Source organism: Flavobacterium sp. W20_MBD1_R3 (assembly GCF_052119725.1).
Lineage (GTDB): Bacteria > Bacteroidota > Bacteroidia > Flavobacteriales > Flavobacteriaceae > Flavobacterium.
Window position 1 is genome coordinate 206102 of sequence record NZ_JBGQOR010000002.1, and the last position, 19382, is coordinate 225483.

The following is a 19382-nucleotide window of genomic DNA, read 5'->3' on the forward strand; positions in this document are numbered from 1 at the left end:
TTTATTAATTTGTAGGTTGCTTTTTATTTCTATTTTTTTCTGGAAGGCATTTCATATACTTCAGCCTTTTTATTGTTAATCGTAACCAACATGTATTTTTTACCGTTGAAATTAATAATATCAAGGTGCCTGACTGCTTTTTGGGTTAAATCAATTCCTATTTGATTTCCTAAGAATATGGTTTTATCATTTTTGATTAAAGCACCAGAAAATCCATCAAATCTACTGTGATACGGTGAAACTCCAAAGTAATTTCCTGCCGCAAAAACTTCCTCTTTTGCATCTGAATCAAAATTAGATTTCAGAAAACTGGTGATTGGTGCAACTTGCATTTTATTCAAAAAAGGAACAAAAGTAAATTTCCCTTTATCGTTTCTTAAATAGCCCGATTTCAAATTATGAACTTCGAACAACTTTCCTTTCTCCAGCATTTTTGGATCAAAAACTTCTTCAAGTGTTTTCCCTGCGAACGATTTATAACTGTTGAATTTCTTTTTTAGCATTCCACTGAATTGTTCTGCTAATTCGTCAAGACCTAATGTTGTGTAATATTTTGTATTTTTTTCAATTGCCACAATGGTTTCAAAAGAGCCGTTCGTATCAAAATCATCATAATACATTTTCATTGGGAAATCCTGTGAAGCTTTAAATTTAGAATTCATTCCCCAGTTTCCTACCAAATAATCTTCATCACCATCCTGATCAATGTCAAACGAAAGTACTGATTGCCACAATCCATTGCTTTTTTCTGGAAAAACCGTTGCTGTTACATCCGTAAATTTACCGTTTTTATTAGCAAAAAAGGTAGGCTTCATCCACTCACCCACAACAATTAAATCTATTGTCCCGTCTTTGTTGAAATCAGTGAAAACAGCATCGGTAACCATTCCTATTTTTTCGAAAGTTTTATTTTGAACAATAGTGAACACTCCTTTATTATTGTTCAATAAATAGCAATCCGGCATACTTCCAAATCTATTATTAATTGAATTATTGCCCACAAAAATATCTAAATCTCCGTCTTTATCATAGTCAAAAACCTTTACAACAGATGCATTTTGAGTCAATTTAGGCAAAACTGTATTCAAAAACTGATTGTTTTTGTTTACATATAAACGGTCTTGCAAATTAGATGCGTTTTCACCACCACCGGAAGCCACATATAAATCATTTGTTTTATCATTATTGAAATCGCCAATTACAACTGAAGCATCTTCAAAAACAGAATCTTTTTCGATTGCAGCAAATCCATTTTTAGAAAATCCGGTAGCATTCTGAAAATAAATCGATGCTTTTTTATCTTTCGAAGCTCCAAAGAAAATATCATCCTTTCCATCACCATTCAAATCTCCAACTGCCGTTGCTGCACCACGATCAGTGCGCTGGTACGGAATTAATTTTTGGGACAAAATATCAACAAAATCATTTTCCTGATGCATAAAATCGATTCCCAATCCGGTTTCTACCTTTTTGAAAATTGGCAAAACTGCCGGATGTAATTTTTTATAATCGAAAGCTTTTCTACTCTGATTGGCTTTTATGGTAAGCGTTTGACTCGTTTTGACATTGTTTATTGATTGGTACGTTTTATCAGGCCAAATCACCACGAGTGAATCTATCTTAGTTGTTTTTCCATAACCAAAATGAATAATTGGTTCTGATGACGACTGAAATCCTCTGGTGGTTTGCAGTTCCTTAAATTGCTTTTTCCCTTTGGAATACGAAATTACTTTGGCTCCAATTCCAAAAGTGTTTTTCCCTGTAAACCGCAATTTCAATTTTAAATAGTTTGACTTGGTATCGGTTTTATTGATATAAACCGATGCAATTGCGTTGGTATTATTGGTAATTATATCTAAATCTCCATCGTTATCAATATCAGCATAGCCGCTACCATTTGAAATTATAGAATCGTTTTCTATCCAATCACTTGAGCGGTTTTTAAACTGTAAATCAGCTGCACCTTGAAAAACATAATTCGTTACATTTCCCTTTGGCATTCGCTTCAAGGCTTCCTTATCCAATAACTTAGTCGTAGTTATTTTACTTTTGATCTGATCATTTGAATAATATTTCACGTAATCTAAATCGTTAGGACGTTTCGGAATTCCGTTGGCGACAAAAATATCCTGCTCTCCATCTTGATCATAATCCCCAAATAAAGTACTCCAACTCCAATCGGTTGCCGCTACACCGCTCAACAAAGCCGTTTCAGTGAAGCCTCCGCCCGCTTGATTTAGCTGTAACATATTTCTCGTGTATTGATAATGATACCCTAATTTTTCGGTTCTCATTTTCAACATTTGTACATTATCATCGCCCAATGAAGATTTCAAAACTTTCTCATCTTCAGGAAGCATATCTAAGCTCAGGATATCCGGAAAACCATCATGATTAACATCTGCGACATCAACTCCCATTGAAAATCGGCTGGTGTGACCAAAATATTGTTTCAAACTTTCCGTAAAAGTTCCATCTCCATTATTTAAATAGTAATAATCATCTTCGTGAAAATCATTACCCACATAAATATCAGGATACCCATCTAAATTAAAATCAGAAACTGCCAGTCCCAAACCATAGCCATTCGCACCGCCAAAAATACCTGCCTGTTCACTTACATCTACAAATTTTCCATTATCATTGCGGAATAATTTATCCCCGCATTCATAACTTCTTTTGTTTCTGGTATCAGCATTTCCAAAAGATGATTCAGAGTGTACGGCGTGATTCAACAAATACATGTCTAAATCACCATCTAAATCATAATCAAAAAACGCTGCCGAAGAGCTGTAATTATCTAAATCTAATCCGTATTCAGCCGCACTTTCGGTAAATGTGTTGTCCTTGTTATTGATAAACAATTCATTCTGACCTTCAAAACCATTAATCCCAACTACCGCACAAACATAAATATCTAAATACCCATCTCCGTTTACATCAGCCATAACCGTCCCTGCGTTCCAATCGCTTTGACTTTCAACTCCTGCTTTTGCTGAAATATCTTCAAATTTATTATTCCCTTTATTTAAATACAGTTTATTTTTTCCTTGATTGGAAGTAAAATAAATATCTACCAAACCATCATTATTAATGTCGCCTAGAGCAACACCACCACCGTTATAATAGTAGAGATAATCTAAAATAGAAATATTTTTGGACTCTAATAATTGGTTATTGAATGTAATATTGCTTTCATCTGAAGACAATTTTTCAAACAGTTGTCCTTCTTTTTTGGAACAACCAATTAACAGCAATGAAGCCAGTCCTATTTTGAAAAAATTATTCATTACGTCTAAATATTTTTGGAGTATTATCATTTACAACAGCTATAATGGAAACTGTTTTATTCTTATCCTTGATTATTTTCAACTGTTTTACTTCGCCTTTTATAAAGAAACCGGATTGTTTGTATGGCATCCAAGAGAAAGTCCCGTTTTTATTTCCTAAAAGTACGCTGCCATAATTAGCGTCCAATCGGGAGAATTGTGGTTTGAATTCGTATTGATTTCCTCCCAAGATTAAATCCAAAATTCCATCATTATTAACATCCATTGTAGTAATGGTGTTCACACTTGAAAACTGAACTTCTTTTGGAAGTGCTTTTATCTCAAACTTCCCATTTCCTTTGTTGATTGCAATTACACTTTCTTGAATATTGACAGTCTTTTGAATCGAATTATCAACTACTTCTTTAGCAAATAATTCCTGAAATGTTTTCTTGGAATAATCAGCATAGCTCAAGTTTTTCTTTTTAATCGAAGGAATTTGTCTGGCTAATTCCTGCTTTAAGTTTATTGGCAAATCTTTGCCGTCAATAGAACAAGTTGCTATTTGCTCAATAGTTCCGTTATTATCAAAATCATTGGTAAACAACTTCATCAGATTTTCATTAGTTGCTTTATAATTTGTATTTGTTCCTTTATTACCCAGAATCAAATCTTTTTTACCGTCGTTATTCAAATCAACACAGCTTACTGCATTCCAAAAACCATGAAAGTCTGTCAAATTCGATTTGAATTCAACCAACCTTCGGCCATTGTTTTTGAAAATCATTGGTGCTGTCCAATCACCAACCAGAATTAAATCTTTTTTAGAATCGTTATCAATATCTTCCCAAATTGCATCAGTTATCATTCCGACCGTATTTATTTTGAATGCTTTTTTATCTGTTACGTTTGTAAAATTTCCTTTTCCATCGTTTTCTAATAATAGATGTTTTGGATCTATACCGTAAACGCCGGGAACACTTCGGCTTCCTATAAACACATCATTATCGCCATCATTATCAAAATCGCAGGACGCAATTACCGAAACGTTGTTATTAGTTGTTGGCATATTAGTTTTGCTTTTTACAAAAACTCCTTTTCCATTATTTAAATATAGACGGTTTTTATAATTAGCCTGATCTGATTTCTCGTTTCCTCCTGAACCAACTAATAAATCGACGTGACCATCATTATTGGCGTCAAAAAAACTGGCTGCAGTATCTTCATAATTAGCATCTGCATCTAAGTCTTTTTGGTCCAAAAGAGTGAAATTACCATTTCCTTTGTTCACATATGTTTTTCCGGCTTGTCCTTTGGCTCCGCCAATAAAAACATCTTCATTTCCATCGCCGTTAATATCAGCCACTGCAAGCGCAGGTCCTTCTTGTGAAAGCATTTTAGAAATTAATCCTTCATGGTCAAAATCAACATAATTATTTTCTTTGTGGGCTAAAAACGGTCCTTTCTTTTCAGAAAATAATGGTTTGAGCAGCTTGCTTTTTGGAATATAATCCGTTTTAGCAGCTGCAATATTCAAATTCAAGGTGGTATTATTCACCACTTTTTTAATTATTTCGAACTTCCCATTTGGCCAAATTACTTGCAGGGAGTCAATTTTTTTGGTTCCAATTCCAAAAGTCATCACATAATCTACCGAAGACTGAAATCCTCTGGAAGGAATTAATTCTTGTCTCAAAATTTCTTTACCCGAGAACAACTCAACGACACTTCCTACCGCAAATTTATTCTGCCCTTCACCTTTCAATTTTACTTTTACGAAATGATTATTTTTGTTTTTTTCTGAATTATTGCGATAAATAAAAGCCTCCATATTGACGTTATTGACAACCAAATCTAGATCTCCATCATTGTCTAAATCTCCATAAGCGGCCCCATTAGAAAAACTCGGAATGTCCAATCCCCACTTCAAAGCTTCATTTGTAAAGGTCAGATTCTTATTGTTTTTAAAAGCATAATTAGGTATTGGAGTACTTGGCATTTTACTAATAATAGTTTGAATTTCTTCTTTTTTACCGGTAACCACCATTTTTTGCATGAACTCATTGGCAAAAAAATCAACAAAATCTTGATTGGTTAAATCGTTATAAATTCCGTTACAAACATAAATGTCCTTGTATCCGTCATTATCCATGTCAAATAATAATGCGCCCCAACTCCAGTCGGTTTTGGCAACACCGGCATGATTTGCTATTTCAAGAAATTGATTGTCGCCGTTATTAATTTGCAGGGTGTTCTGCATATATTGGTTGTAAAAATCAAGATTTACTTTTCTAGTAAATAAATCATAGTTTTCAAAATTTGTAGTCGTTTTTAAGCGTTCGTCCGGTTCCGGTAACATATCAGTTACAAAAATATCGGCTTTCCCGTCATTGTTTACATCGGCCATATCAGCACCCATTGAAGATTGACTGATGTGCGATGTCCATCCCTGAATTTGTTCGGTAAAGGTTCCGTTTTTATTGTTTATGTATAAATAATCCCTTTCATAAAAATCATTTGAAATATAAATATCCGGATACAAATCTCCGTTTACATCACCTACAGTAACTCCTAGACCAAAGCCTATCAGACTCCCATAAATACCTGCTTCTTGACTGACATCAACAAATTTTCCGTTATCATTGCGCATTAATTTATCGCCTCCACCTTTCAGAATTTCCGCTACATCCCAATCTTTATCTCGTAAATCTCTCTTGTTAGAATAATTGAGACTGCTTACCGGAATAAAACTGTTGTTTAGAATATATACGTCTAAGTCGCCATCTTTATCATAATCAAAAAAAGCGGCATGGGTGGTTATGCCCGTATCCGCAAGATTATATTCGGCAGCTTTTTCGGTAAAAGTATTATCACCATTATTTATAAAAAGTTCATTTTGTTGCAGATCGCCCATATTGTTTCCGGCATTACAGACATAAATATCCAGAAATCCATCCGCATTAATATCGACCATCACAACACCCGTTGACCAGGTTTTAGTTCCTCCGATTCCGGCTTTTTTAGAAATATCCTCGAATTTAAAATTCCCTTTATTTAAGTAAAGTTTGTTTGTTCCCAGATTTGAAGTAAAATACACATCAGAAAGACCATCATTATTAATGTCTCCAATAGCTACACCGCCACCATTGTAAAAATTTCGGTACTTGAATATATTCATATCCGCACCATTTTTCACTTCATTCAGAAAGTTAATTCCGGTTTGGGAAGCATCTAGTTTGGAGAATAAAGCGTCTTTATTTTCTGGATTTTCTTTAGAACAATTGGAAAAAAACAGAAGAATTAGTGGTAATAAGACAAAACGATTTGACATATTATATTGCGGCATTTTAGTTAGGTAATTGCTTGGTTAGAGTTGCCTAATTTATATAATATTGGTCTAAAAAAAGAATAAAATAGGTATAAAATAAAGAGGGTAATAAATACCCTCTTTATAACTAACTCAAAAAACAATTAATAGTAAACAAATCTTTAGTAACCAGGATTTTGTTTCAAATTAGCATTAAATAATGCATCTGCAGGAATTGGAAACAAAATATATCTTGCGTCAGAAACATACGGTTTTAACTCTCTTTGATCCAAAAATTTACCAAAACGAACCATGTCATTTCTTCTCCACCCTTCATACCATAATTCTTTACCTCTTTCTGTATAAATAGCATCTAAAGTTGTTGGAATACTGCCTGATACATTTGTTCTAGAAACTAATTGAGCAAATTTTGTTAAGTCATTAGTACCAGTTCCACCTCTTAGAATTGCTTCAGCTTTCATCAATAACGCATCTGAATAACGCATCAATACATAATCGTTTTCAGGAGTACTTACATTAGCTTCATCCGGAATGTATTTCTGACTTCTAATCCCTGCTGTTTCAAGTGTAGCACCCCCAGTAATCAATGTCAATGCTGCAGTAAACACTAAAGGATTCCCTTTTCTATCTTTAAGATTTACTGTACCAGCCGGTATGTTTGTATAAGCAACATCATTTGCATCCTTAGCTCTACCAAATTCATCACGATTTTTACCGTTTTTCATTTGACCTACTTGGAAACCAACATTATTACCAAAAGCATCAATAATATATTGATCTGAATTTTTGATACGTCTGTCATTAGGATTAAACTTATTATAATATTCAGCTACAGTTGCAAAACCATTCCAACCATCTGGTGTTTGTTGGTAATGCATACTCATTCTCCATCGTGACTGAATATCTCCACCTTGACCTCCTCTAATATTTTTTGAAGAGAAAAGAATTTCTGGAGATGTATTGTTATCTGGTTTGAAATTATCCCAATAATCAGTTGCCAAAGAACTATTTATTGCGTCGACATGAGTTACCACTTTAGTCATATCAGCAGCATCAAAAGTATAAGGACCTGCTGCATCAGTGGCATTAAAAACGCCCTTATTTAAGTATAATTTAGCTAATAAAAAGTGCCCAGCATCTACATTAACAATACTAGCATCACCCGAAACACGAGTTGGTAAACTGCCAATAATTGCTTCTAGTTCACTGATAACAAAAGCCGTGGCTTCTTGTCTTGTCCAAACTTTAGGATCAGCTTCAAGAGAACTACCTGCTTCTCTATAAGGAGCCTGTCCATATAAATCAATAACGTTGTAGTAATAAAACGCTCTTAAAAAACGAGCTTGAGCTATTTGTGTAGCATTTCCATTTTCTATAACTAAGTTACAGTTGTATACTTGTGACAACAATGAGTTCCAAGCATTTCTAATTTCAATATTATCGGGTGCCCATGTATGGGTATGCAACTGTCTCCATTTAGCGTTATCATCCCAGTCACCACCTCTTGTAGGTCCAACTAATGCATCTGTAGACATTTCATCTAAGGCAAACATTCTATCTTGATTTTGAAAACCTCTTAATCCTTCATACGCACTAACCAGTAATGAAGCAGAATTAACCGTCCCTCCACCAGTATTATCAAGGACTACACCATCTAATACTTCCTCATCTAGATTAGTGCAACTTGTTCCTAAGATAATAGCACTAGTAAATAAGATGCTTTTTATAATATTTATTCTTTTCATTGTTTTTTTAATTAAAATGTTACGTTAAGTCCAAGTGATACACTTTTGTCTCTAGGATACGATAAATATTCCATCCCTGCCGAAGGCACTCCGTTTAATGATTTATCAGTATCTACTTCTGGATCAGTTCCTGAATAGCTAGTAATAATAAATAAATTAGAAGCATTTACAAAGAAACGAGCCGATTTAATTCTAAACTTTTCTAAGGAATTTACTGTATACCCAAATGTTAAGTTACCCATTCTTAAGAAATCTCCTTTTTCCAAGTATTTAGTAGATGGAGAGTTTGGATCTCCTTGTGCTTGAGGAGAATTCGCCGCTTCTAAAGTTGTGTTTCTTCCTCCAAGGAAAGCACCTTTAAAGAAATAAGCATTAGTTGTATTATTGTAAATGTAGTGACCAAAAGCACCATAGAAAGAAGCACTGGCATCAAATCCTTTATACGCCAATGAAGTTGTAAAACCAACATTGATTTTCGGTAAAGGTTGTTTGTCTAACAATTGTTTAGCAGCTGTCCCCAAACCTGTGTCATTTCCTGCCGCATCTGCATAAATAGAATTTCCTGAAGCATCATATCCTCTCCATTCGTACAAATAGTAAGTGTAAGCAGGCTGGTTGTTAGTGATTACCTGAGCATAAGCATCCGTTAATCCTTGACCATTTAATCCACCTGTAGAAATAAATCCTGCAAAGTTCTTCACCTCATTTGTTAAGAAAGAAGCATTCCCTGAGACATCCCAAGTTAAATCCTTAGTATTAATCACTTTATAATTCAAAGACACCTCAACCCCTTTGTTGATTAAATTTCCAGGTAAGTTTTTAAATCTTGGAGATGGTGGACCTGGCTGAGTTGCCGCTGCTGGTACAGGAAAAATTAAATCCTTAGTATCTCTTTGGAAATAATCTACTGAACCTGACAATCTATTATTGATCAATTCAAAATCAGCTCCAATTCCATAAGAAGTTGTAGTTTCCCATTTCAAGTCAGCATTTGAGTTTGTATCAACATTCAAATTACCATTATTACCATAAGAAGCTCTGGCAATTGCTGAGTTTGGTGCAAATTCCTGATTTCCTGTGATACCATAATTACCTCTTATTTTAAAGCTATTCAACAAACCTTCTTTATCTTCCAACACTTTATAAGCAACACCTACCGATGGAAAATAATCGTATTTATTGTTGATCCCTAATTTTGTTGATCCATCAGCTCTTAATGTAGCAGTAAGAATTAATTTTTTATACAAAGTAGCGTTTAATCTACCAAAATAAGACTGTAATTCAACTCTGTTTCTGTACGAAGATACACGGTACTCATTTTGAAGACCTCCTTCAATATTATCAATTAAATTAGTTTGATTAACATCATACCCTTTACCACTTGCAAAATTTCCATCAGCAGTATAATCATAATATGAATAACCAACTAATGCATCCAAATTGAAGTTGTCACCAAAATCATTGTTGTAATTCAAAGTGTGTTCAAAAGTTTTATTGAATTTGTTTTGATTGTTGAGTGAAGCTGTACCAAATTTAACTTCGCTAGAACCAGGAACTGTTGCTTGGAATGCTGCGCCAGAAATCTCCATTGTTGGCAACAATTGGCTTTTTCTACTGGAAGTAGAACTTTCTATACCAAATAAGAATTGGTATTTCAATTTACTAGTGATTTTCCAAGTAGTGTTAATACTTCCCAATAACTTATTTGTATTAGTGTAATCCGTATATGAATTTAACAATTGTACTGGATTTAAATAATCATCACCTACTACCTTATATGAACCATTAGTATTATAAATAGGTAATGTTGGGTTCCAATACAAAGCAGTACCGATAACGTTACCTATAAAACCTGCATTATTTGACAAAAGAGTTGCCTGATCTTTCAAAGAAGCATATATAATTCTTGATTCAACTTTTAATGCTCCGCCAAAAAAATCGTTAGAGTTATAAAACGAGGCATTATATTTATCTAAACCAGTATTTTTTACAATACCATCAGTGTTAGAAGCTCCAAAAGATATTCTTGTATTAGAATTCTCTGTAGTCTTGCTAAAAGACAGATCATGATTCATAGAGAATCCGTTTCTTAAAACGGCATCTTTCCAATTGTAGGATCTAGATCCTTGATCGTCTCCACCGGCTGCAGCAAATTGATCACCAGTCATTACATCAAGTTTACCTGATAATTTACTAAATTGAAATGACGTACTGTACGTTAACTGTGGTTCTTTTGATTTACCCTTTTTAGTTGTGATAACGATAACACCATTAGCACCACGAGAACCATAAATTGCAGTAGAAGAAGCATCCTTAAGGACAGTCATACTTTCAATATCATTCTGATTTATAAAGTTTAACGGATTTCTTGCAGACGAAGTCCCTAATAAATCTGCCCCACCTCCTGAAACGTTTCCTCCATCCAATGGTACTCCATCAATAACGATTAATGGTCCGTTACCAGAACGGATAGAAGAATTTCCACGTACTCTAATGGCAACTCCTGCTCCAGGCTCTCCACTAGACTGCGTTACTTGTACTCCAGCAACCTTTCCTCTCAATAATTGAGCAGGAGAAGGGGAAGCTACATTGTCAAAATCTTTTGCACCAATTTGATCCACTGCACCAGTTGCATCTTTCTTTTTAACTGTTCCGTAACCAATAACTACTACTTCTTTCAGTTCTGCTGAATCCTCTTGTAGTACAACACTAACGGTGCTCTTACCTGCTACATTTACCTCTTGAGTTTTAAGACCAATGTAACTAAAAACTAAAACTGCATTTGAGCCAACGTTTTTGATAGTAAATTTTCCATCGAAATCTGTTTGTGCTGCATTTGTTGTTCCTTTAACTAAGACAGAAGCCCCTGGAAGCGGACCACTGCCATCAGATACTGTACCAGACACATCTTGCGAAAACGTCAAGCTTGTACACAGCATCGTTAGAAACACCATCAAGCCTTTAATTAGACTATTTTTCATACGTAATAAATAAGTTGGTTAATAATTTTTTTAAATGGTTTGTTTAAATATTAAGATCAAACATAAATATAAAATTATGATAATATTAAGACATTAACAAACTATAACGTTTTCGTTATACCGAAAACGTTTTCGATTTTAAAATTAATACTTTAAAAATTTAATACTAAAATTATATAAAACACAAAAAAAAGGCAATAAAAAACATATTATTGTAGTTTAATGGCTTTTATGTAAAAAAACAATTGCAGATTAATCAATAAACGAGCTTTATATAAAATAAGTTTGCGAATTATTCATCATAATGGAGTTTTTTGCAATAAATCAATAATCTAGATTGATTTGCGTCAAATGCATAAAAATAGCAATCCATAAATAGCATATCCATTTTTTTCTGCATGTTTTTGGAGCAAAAAATATCACATTTACAAAACGTATTGTTTTGAACATTTAACACTTTTAAAATTATAAATTTGAAAGAAATACCCTAAAAAAATAATTTATTCCTTTCACTTAGTCCTTAATTTAAATTTTGAAACAGACACTTATACTAATGATTTTTATTCTTGTTTTTTATTTAAAAAACTAGCACCTAAGAATTAATAATCGATCGATCCAGTGAATTAATTGGACATAAAAAACCACGAATACCGATTACAATCCTAAAAAAAGAATGCAACTACTATTCGTGGCAGAAAAAATTATTTGGGTTATTTTATAATAATCGTTTTATTGTCAACTCCAAGTCCAATAATTTTAAGTGACTTCCATTGTTTTGGCAACAATCCTTTGTTGTATTTCAAGCCCATATCAGTTTGCTCCACTCCTCCAAAACCATAAATAACCGCCTGAAGCATCGCGCCGGCACCAGTCGCAAAATATGGATTATTACTATTAGCTGATTCCGAAAACACCCCAAAAGGAGGGCGACTATTTGGCAAATAGGATTTCACAAAATAACTATATGCCTTTTCTCTATCACCCAAACGCGCATACAAAACTGATAAAACCCCGGAAGCCATGGCAGGACCATCTTTTTTATCAATTTTCTCAGCATAGTATTCCAAATCTTTTTCTATTTGAAATTTGTCTGTGATTATGTGTAAAGGATACGCTAATAAATTTACATCGGCCTGTTTTATCATTTGGCCATCATATCCTTTATAATTTTGAGTAATTCCATTCTCTCTGTGAATGACTAATTTCTCCGAAACTTCAATCCATTTTGGATTTATTGGTTCGCCCAAAATTGTTGCAGCTTTAATTGTATTTTTCAAAGACTCAATCGCTGAGGCATTTGTAAAAGCATTATCATCTACATGTTGTGCATATTCATCAGCTCCTACCACATTTAAAATTGAAAAACTTCCATCCTGATTTTTTACAACACGACTCACCCAAAAATCAGCAGTTTCTTTTAGAACTGCCCATTCTTTTCTCAACCAAGATTTATCTTGCGTGTAGGCGTAATAATTCCAAAAAGCGATCGAAACATCCGCAGTGATATGCTGTTCGAAAATCCCGGTCAAGGCCCAAGTAGGCGTTGCTTCTTCACCCGTATCATCAGACTCCCAAGGATACATTGCACCTTTATACCCATAAATAAAAGCTTTTTGTTTTGCTTTTTGCAAACGGTCTGAACGGTAATCTAAACATGATTTTGCCATATCTGGCTGTAACGCCAAAAGTGTTGGATACATCCAAAGTTCTGTGTCCCAAAAAATATGTCCGTTATAGCCTTGCGATGACAATCCCATCGGGGCAATGCTTTGTCTGGTTTCAGGACGGATGTACGAATATAAATTATACAACGCAAAGCGAACGCGTTGTTGCGCATCTAAATCACCTTCAATTTGAATGTCTCCTGTACTCCATAATTCAGCCCAAGCTTGTTTGTGACGGTTCAATAATTTATCAATTCCTTCCTGCAGCGCATAAATTGGTTGTCTCTCGGACTCGTTCAAAGGATCTGTAACATCTTTAGACGTGCAAATTCCTCCTGCTATTGCAAAACGATATTTTTTTCCTTTCAAAAGTTTTTTGGTAAACCCAACTTCCTTACCCGATTGTTTTAAAGTTTCACTTTCACCATCAAAAAGAAAAGTGGTTGAAGCAGCAACAGTATATTTACCCGTTAACGTTTTAGCGGTTGTTCCAAAAACTGGCATTAAATATTGATTGTCTTTCAAAACCCTAAACTGACTTTTAGCGTCTTTCAATTCGTCTGGAACAACCATATAATTATTCGCTGTGATTTCGATGTCTTTAATAGGAGTAATTTCGACAATTGCCATTGCTGAAAAAGGAATAGCTCTATTTGCCAAAATCGTATAATTAATCTTCGCCAAATCTTTAAATGAAAAAGAAGTGGTACTCGTTCCCTCTTTCATCGAGATAACTTGACTCCAGTTATCAACATTGTCTGATTTAATTTCTTGATTATTGATGTCCAAATGCAGATTGAGAAATTCTATTCCACGAACTATTCTACTGATTCCATTTTCGGGACTTCCGTCATAAACTCCATTCAGAATAATTTCTTTAGTTTTTAAAGGCGTGTCATCTGTAACAATTCCTATTTGACCATTTGCCATGGCAACACCAAAATAATTTTCTCTGGAATTTGCCTGTAAATGCCATTCGTCTGATTTAGTTTGACCAAAAACAATTGGACTTACTAAAAGCAAGAAAGCGAGACTCTTAAATGTTGAAATCATAGTCGTAAATTTTAATAATAATTTCAAACTTATATATTTTATTTCTTAAAAAATTGAATAGCTCTATATAGTACATGAAATACAAATCGAAAACGTTTTCGACTTATCGAAAACGTTTTTAGTTACTCAATTTTAAATTATTAAAAAATAGAATTCTATTTTTATGAAGATAATATAATAATAAATCCCTTTTTAAATGAAGTTCGCAAACAATATCTTATTGATTTTTTTCTTACTTGGAAGTACACTATTCTTGTTTTCTTGTAAAAAAGAAGACGGTAATACAATCATTGCCATTAATTCTTCTGAAAAAATAAAAATTGATTCTTTACAGAAATACAAAGAACCGTTCAGACCTCAATTTCATTTTTCTCCAGAAAAAAAATGGATGAATGACCCCAACGGCATGGTATATTACAAAGGGATTTATCATTTATTTTACCAATATTATCCAGACGATATTGTTTGGGGACCCATGCATTGGGGACACGCTACCAGCACAGATTTAATTCATTGGAAACACAAAAAAATTGCTTTATTTCCTGATAAATTAGGCTTAATTTTTTCGGGAAGTGCTGTTGTAGATATTGACAATACTTCGGGTTTGGGAACAAAAGAAAATCCTCCGATGATTGCCATTTTCACCTATCACGATATGGAAGGCGAAAAAGCAGGCAGGGCAGATTATCAAACACAAGGATTAGCTTATAGTTTGGACGAAGGAGAAACTTGGACAAAATATGAGAAAAACCCAATTATTAGCAATTTAGTTTTAAAGGATTTCAGAGACCCGAAAGTTTTTTGGAATGAAACCAACAAAATTTGGAACATGGTATTGGTAGCCGGAGATCATGCCAAGTTTTATACTTCTAAAAACCTAATCAACTGGACTTTTGAAAGCGAATTTGGTAAAAATATTGGAGCTCATGGTGGCGTGTGGGAATGTCCCGATATTTTTAAATTGAAAGTTGGCGATTCCAATGAAGAAAAGTGGGTTTTACTCATTAGCATCAATCCTGGCGCACCTAATGGCGGTTCCGGAACACAATACTTCATTGGCGATTTTGACGGAAAAAGTTTTAAAACTACCCAAAAAGATATTAAATGGATTGACAACGGCGCTGATAATTATGCAGGAGTTACGTATAACAATACTCCCGACAACAAGAGAATATTTTTAGGTTGGATGAGCAATTGGCTATATGCCAGAAATACGCCTACAAAAAACTGGAGAAGTGCCATGACACTACCTCGAGAACTTTCTCTTGCTAAAATAAATAATAATTATATTCTAAAAAACACTCCTGTTGAACAGTTCAAAAAACAATTGGTTTCGGAGTTTTCAAAGGAATTGTTGAGCATTAAGCCGAAGCAAAAAATCAATTTTACGTATGGCAATTTCAACCAATCTGAAATAAAGTTTAAAGCCGCTTCAAAAAATTTAAAACTAGTTTTTTCTAATGAAGAAAACGATTCTTTGGTTTTGAATTATGATGCTGCGCAAAAAAACTTTTCGATAGACAGACGCCATTCCGGAATAGTAAATTTCGAAGAAAACTTTGGAAAAAAAATCCACACCACCGCAATGCCAAATATCATTTCGGAAACTATGGATTACCAAATAATTATGGATTGGTCTTCTATAGAAATATTCTTGAACGGCGGCGTTTATAGTTTTACAGAGCAAATTTTCCCAAACAAACCGTATACCAAACTGAGCATACAATCTGATGAAAAACAAGAAATAAAAAACCTCACTGTTCATAGAATTAAAGGAATCTGGTAGTCATACATATCATCCATACAACCAAAACTATTAACCATAAATTAAAAAAAATGAATAACAAAAAAATACTCTATTGGTCCATTATTGTTGCGTTTGCAGGGTTTTTATTTGGATTTGACACCGTAGTAATTTCGGGAGCGGATAAACAATTGCAACAATTATGGGGTTCTTCTGATTTATTTCATGGACTAGTAGTGATGTCATCGGCATTATGGGGAACGGTTATTGGGGCTATTTTTGGCGCGTTTCCAACGAATATTTTAGGTCGGAAAAAGACCTTAATAATCATTGGATTACTTTTTTTTGTTTCCTCCGTGGGTACGGCATTCGCCAATGACCCTATTTTCTTTTCCATTTTTAGATTTCTTGGGGGAATCGGAATTGGAGCTTCAACAATTGCTGCTCCAACCTATGTCTCTGAAATTGCTCCTGCAAAAGACCGTGGGAAACTGGTTGCTTTATACCAATTCAATATTGTTTTTGGAATTTTAATTGCCTTCACGTCAAACTATTACTTACAAGATATTGGAGAAAATGCTTGGCGATGGATGCTAGGAATACAGGCTTTCCCTTCCTTTCTCTACACTATTCTGGTATTTGGAATTCCGGAAAGTCCGCGTTGGATTTTAGAATACAAAAAAGACAGAGAAAAAGCAGTCGCTATTTTGAAACAAATTAATAGTGACGCCGCAGTTGAAGCGGAAATCGCAGCTATCGAAAAAGAAACATCCCATGAAGAAAAAAACGAATCTATTTTCATGGCAAAATACAGAAAACCATTAATGCTTGCATTTTTCATTGCATTTTTCAATCAACTATCTGGAATTAATGCCTTTTTATATTATGCTCCCCGAATTTTTGAATTAGCAGGATTAGAGAAATCAGCTTCTTTTTTGAGCAGTATCGGAATTGGAGTGATTAATTTAATATTTACCATGATTGGAATCTCACTAATTGACAAGTACGGAAGAAAAACATTGATGTATTTGGGCTCTGTAGGATACATTATTTCTTTAGGATTAGTCACAACAGCCTTTTATTTTGAGTGGAAAGGAATGGCTGTTCCGTTATTTTTCTTTTTGTTTATTGCTTCTCATGCTATAGGTCAGGGAGCGGTAATTTGGGTATTTATCTCAGAGTTGTTCCCAAATAAACTTCGAGCGGCAGGAACTTCTTTTGGCACCTCGGTCCATTGGATTTTAGCAGCTTTAATTCCCTCTTTTATACCTTTTTTATTTAAAGAAATTGGAACAACAACCGTTTTTGCTATCTTTTGTATTATGATGGTTTTCCAATTGCTTTGGGTATTTACAAAAATGCCGGAAACCAAAGGAAGAACATTAGAAGAACTATCTGAAAGTTTATCAAAAAACGAATAATCATGACCAAAAAAATAATCTGTTTCGGGGAAGTCTTGTTTGATGTTTTCCCGACGCATCGAAAAATTGGAGGAGCGCCACTAAATGTTGCATTAAGACTGGCATCACTTGGAATAAATGCGCAAATAATCAGCCGAATCGGAAAGGATGAAATCGGTAAAGAACTCCTTGCTTTTATTGAAAAAAACGGAGTTGCTACCGATACCATTCAAATAGACGAAAACTTATCTACCGGACAAGTTATTGTTCAATTGAACGAAAAAGGTTCTGCTTCATACACCATCAATTATCCGGTTGCTTGGGATAAAATTGTTTGTATTCCTGAAGACGAAATCATGGTCAAAAAAGCGGATGCGCTTGTTTTTGGTACTCTTGTATGTAGAGATTCTATTTCACAAAATTCCCTTTTAGAAATCATTAACTACACAAAATACGCAGTTTTTGATGTCAATTTACGCGCTCCATTTTACAGCAAGGAAATAGTGATTAATTTGATGATGCAATCTGATTTTATAAAATTCAATGATGATGAATTATATGAAGTAAGCGATTTCATGAATTCTCCTCATCATTCATTGGAACAAAACATACTTTTTATTGCAGAACAGACTAATACAAAACACATTTGTGTAACCAAAGGAAGTCATGGCGCAGTTTTGTATTACGATGAAAAAATGTACTATAATAGCGGTTACAAAATTGATGTTGTCGATACGGTAGGATCCGGAGATTCTTTTTTAGCCGGTCTACTTTCTAAACTATTATACGATGAAAACCCTCAAAAAGCCATTGATTTTGCTTGCGCTCTAGGAGCGATTGTAGCAAAAAACGAAGGGGCAAATCCGAAAATTTCCAGTAAAGAAATCAATGATTTTATGAATCCCTAAATGCTCTTTTAAGTAAATACAAAGCCATCAAATAATAAATACTTTCTCGTGGAATTTTGCCTTTAAATAATAATCACGCTATTCAATTAGTATTAAATTCATCTTTGTAATTTAAAACTAATAAAAGTGTATGAAACTGTTTTTTGAAAATTGGTTTACAATAAATAAATTGTAAATTCGTTTTCAAGAAGCAGTTTTTTTGGCTTTCACAAATAGAGTATTGCACTATGAATAATCCCACTCTCAAAGAAATTGCCGCCCAATTAGGAATTTCAATAACTACAGTTTCAAAGTCACTAAAAGGATATTCAGACGTTAGTGAAAAAACAAAAAAAGCAGTTATTGAACTTGCTCAAAAACTACATTATACTCCTAATAGTTTTGCAGTAAACCTTAGAACGAAAGAATCAAAAACTATAGGATTGATAATCCCTACGCTTGTTCATGATTTTTTTGCAACTGTAATCAAGGGAGTTCTGGAAGAGGCTGAGAAGCAGGATTACATGGTTATCATTTTGCAATCCAATGAAAAATTAGAGTTTGAAAAAAAACAAATTGATTTATTATTGAACAAAAGAGTAGATGGTATTTTGATGTCTTTATCTAATGAAACTGGTGATTTTGAACATTTAAAATCGATTATTGCTCACAAGACTCCACTGGTACTTTTTGATAAAATTGCAAAGTTGGTGAACTGCTCCAAAGTGACCATTAATGATAAAAAAGCGGCATACGATGCGGTTTGTTATCTTATAAATAAAGGTTACAAAAAGATAGCGCACTTTAGAGGTTCTTACCTCCCGCAAAATGCTATCGATCGATTTTTAGGTTACAAAAAAGCACTCGAAGATAACGGTATTCCTTATGACTCATCACTGGTTTATGTGTGTGAGAATAATGCGGATTTTGAAGATGGTTATGAAAATGCTAAAAAAGTAATTGAGGAGCATCCTGAAATCGACGCTATTTTTGCTGTCACAGATTTAGTTGCCATTGGAATCATTAAATATTTTAATGAAATAGAGATTTCAATTCCACAACGAATCGCTGTTTTAGGTTTCAGCAATTGGTTTATGTCGAGTGTTGTATCGCCAAAACTTTCCACAATTGACCAACCAGGTTTTGAAATTGGAAAAAAATCAGCGGCGATTCTATTTGACGAAATCAATCAAAAAAAGAAAAATTTACCTGTGGTTTTTCAGTCAATTGAATTAGAAACTAGCATCATTGAAAGAGAATCGACATAAAAAAATCAAATCCTTTGCTAATAATCTTGCTCCTATTTATTTT

General features: G+C 33.9%; 9 protein-coding genes. 4 read left to right on the forward strand and 5 right to left on the reverse strand.

Going from position 1 to position 19382, the window contains the following annotated elements:
• Window positions 1-29: 29 nt before the first annotated feature.
• From ACEN2F_RS04015 to ACEN2F_RS04035, 5 genes are all read right to left on the reverse strand, one after another.
• On the reverse strand, window positions 30-3290 hold the full coding sequence (locus tag ACEN2F_RS04015; RefSeq protein ID WP_441736373.1) for an FG-GAP-like repeat-containing protein: 3261 nt from the start codon (window positions 3288-3290) through the stop codon (window positions 30-32).
• Entirely contained in the window at window positions 3283-6615 is a 3333-nt protein-coding gene (locus ACEN2F_RS04020; protein ID WP_441736375.1) for a VCBS repeat-containing protein, read from the reverse strand. The genes ACEN2F_RS04015 and ACEN2F_RS04020 overlap by 8 nt, the downstream gene beginning before the upstream one ends.
• A 143-nt stretch (window positions 6616-6758) precedes the next feature.
• Complete coding sequence (locus ACEN2F_RS04025; RefSeq protein ID WP_441736377.1) at window positions 6759-8342, reverse strand: RagB/SusD family nutrient uptake outer membrane protein; 1584 nt, start codon at window positions 8340-8342, stop codon at window positions 6759-6761.
• Between the two features lie 11 nt (window positions 8343-8353).
• Window positions 8354-11323 (reverse strand): SusC/RagA family TonB-linked outer membrane protein, encoded by a 2970-nt coding sequence (locus ACEN2F_RS04030; protein ID WP_441736379.1) that lies wholly within the window; start codon window positions 11321-11323, stop codon window positions 8354-8356.
• A 710-nt stretch (window positions 11324-12033) separates the two neighbouring features.
• Window positions 12034-14040 (reverse strand): glycosyl hydrolase family 95 catalytic domain-containing protein, encoded by a 2007-nt coding sequence (locus ACEN2F_RS04035; protein ID WP_441736381.1) that lies wholly within the window; start codon window positions 14038-14040, stop codon window positions 12034-12036.
• 196 nt (window positions 14041-14236) lie between these two features.
• Between ACEN2F_RS04035 and ACEN2F_RS04040 the strand changes: the two genes are divergently transcribed.
• The 4 genes from ACEN2F_RS04040 to ACEN2F_RS04055 all read left to right on the forward strand — a co-directional run bounded on the left by ACEN2F_RS04040 (window position 14237) and on the right by ACEN2F_RS04055 (window position 19339).
• Window positions 14237-15826, forward strand: a complete 1590-nt coding sequence (locus ACEN2F_RS04040; RefSeq protein ID WP_441736383.1) for a glycoside hydrolase family 32 protein — start codon at window positions 14237-14239, stop codon at window positions 15824-15826.
• A gap of 50 nt (window positions 15827-15876) precedes the next feature.
• Complete coding sequence (locus ACEN2F_RS04045) at window positions 15877-17205, forward strand: sugar porter family MFS transporter (RefSeq protein ID WP_441736385.1); 1329 nt, start codon at window positions 15877-15879, stop codon at window positions 17203-17205.
• Between the two features lie 2 nt (window positions 17206-17207).
• Window positions 17208-18092 carry a carbohydrate kinase family protein gene (locus ACEN2F_RS04050; RefSeq protein WP_441736387.1) on the forward strand — a complete coding sequence of 295 codons (885 nt, stop codon included), beginning with the start codon at window positions 17208-17210 and terminating at the stop codon, window positions 18090-18092.
• Window positions 18093-18319: 227 nt separating this feature from the next.
• Entirely contained in the window at window positions 18320-19339 is a 1020-nt protein-coding gene (locus ACEN2F_RS04055; protein WP_441736388.1) for a LacI family DNA-binding transcriptional regulator, read from the forward strand.
• Window positions 19340-19382 lie beyond the last annotated feature (43 nt).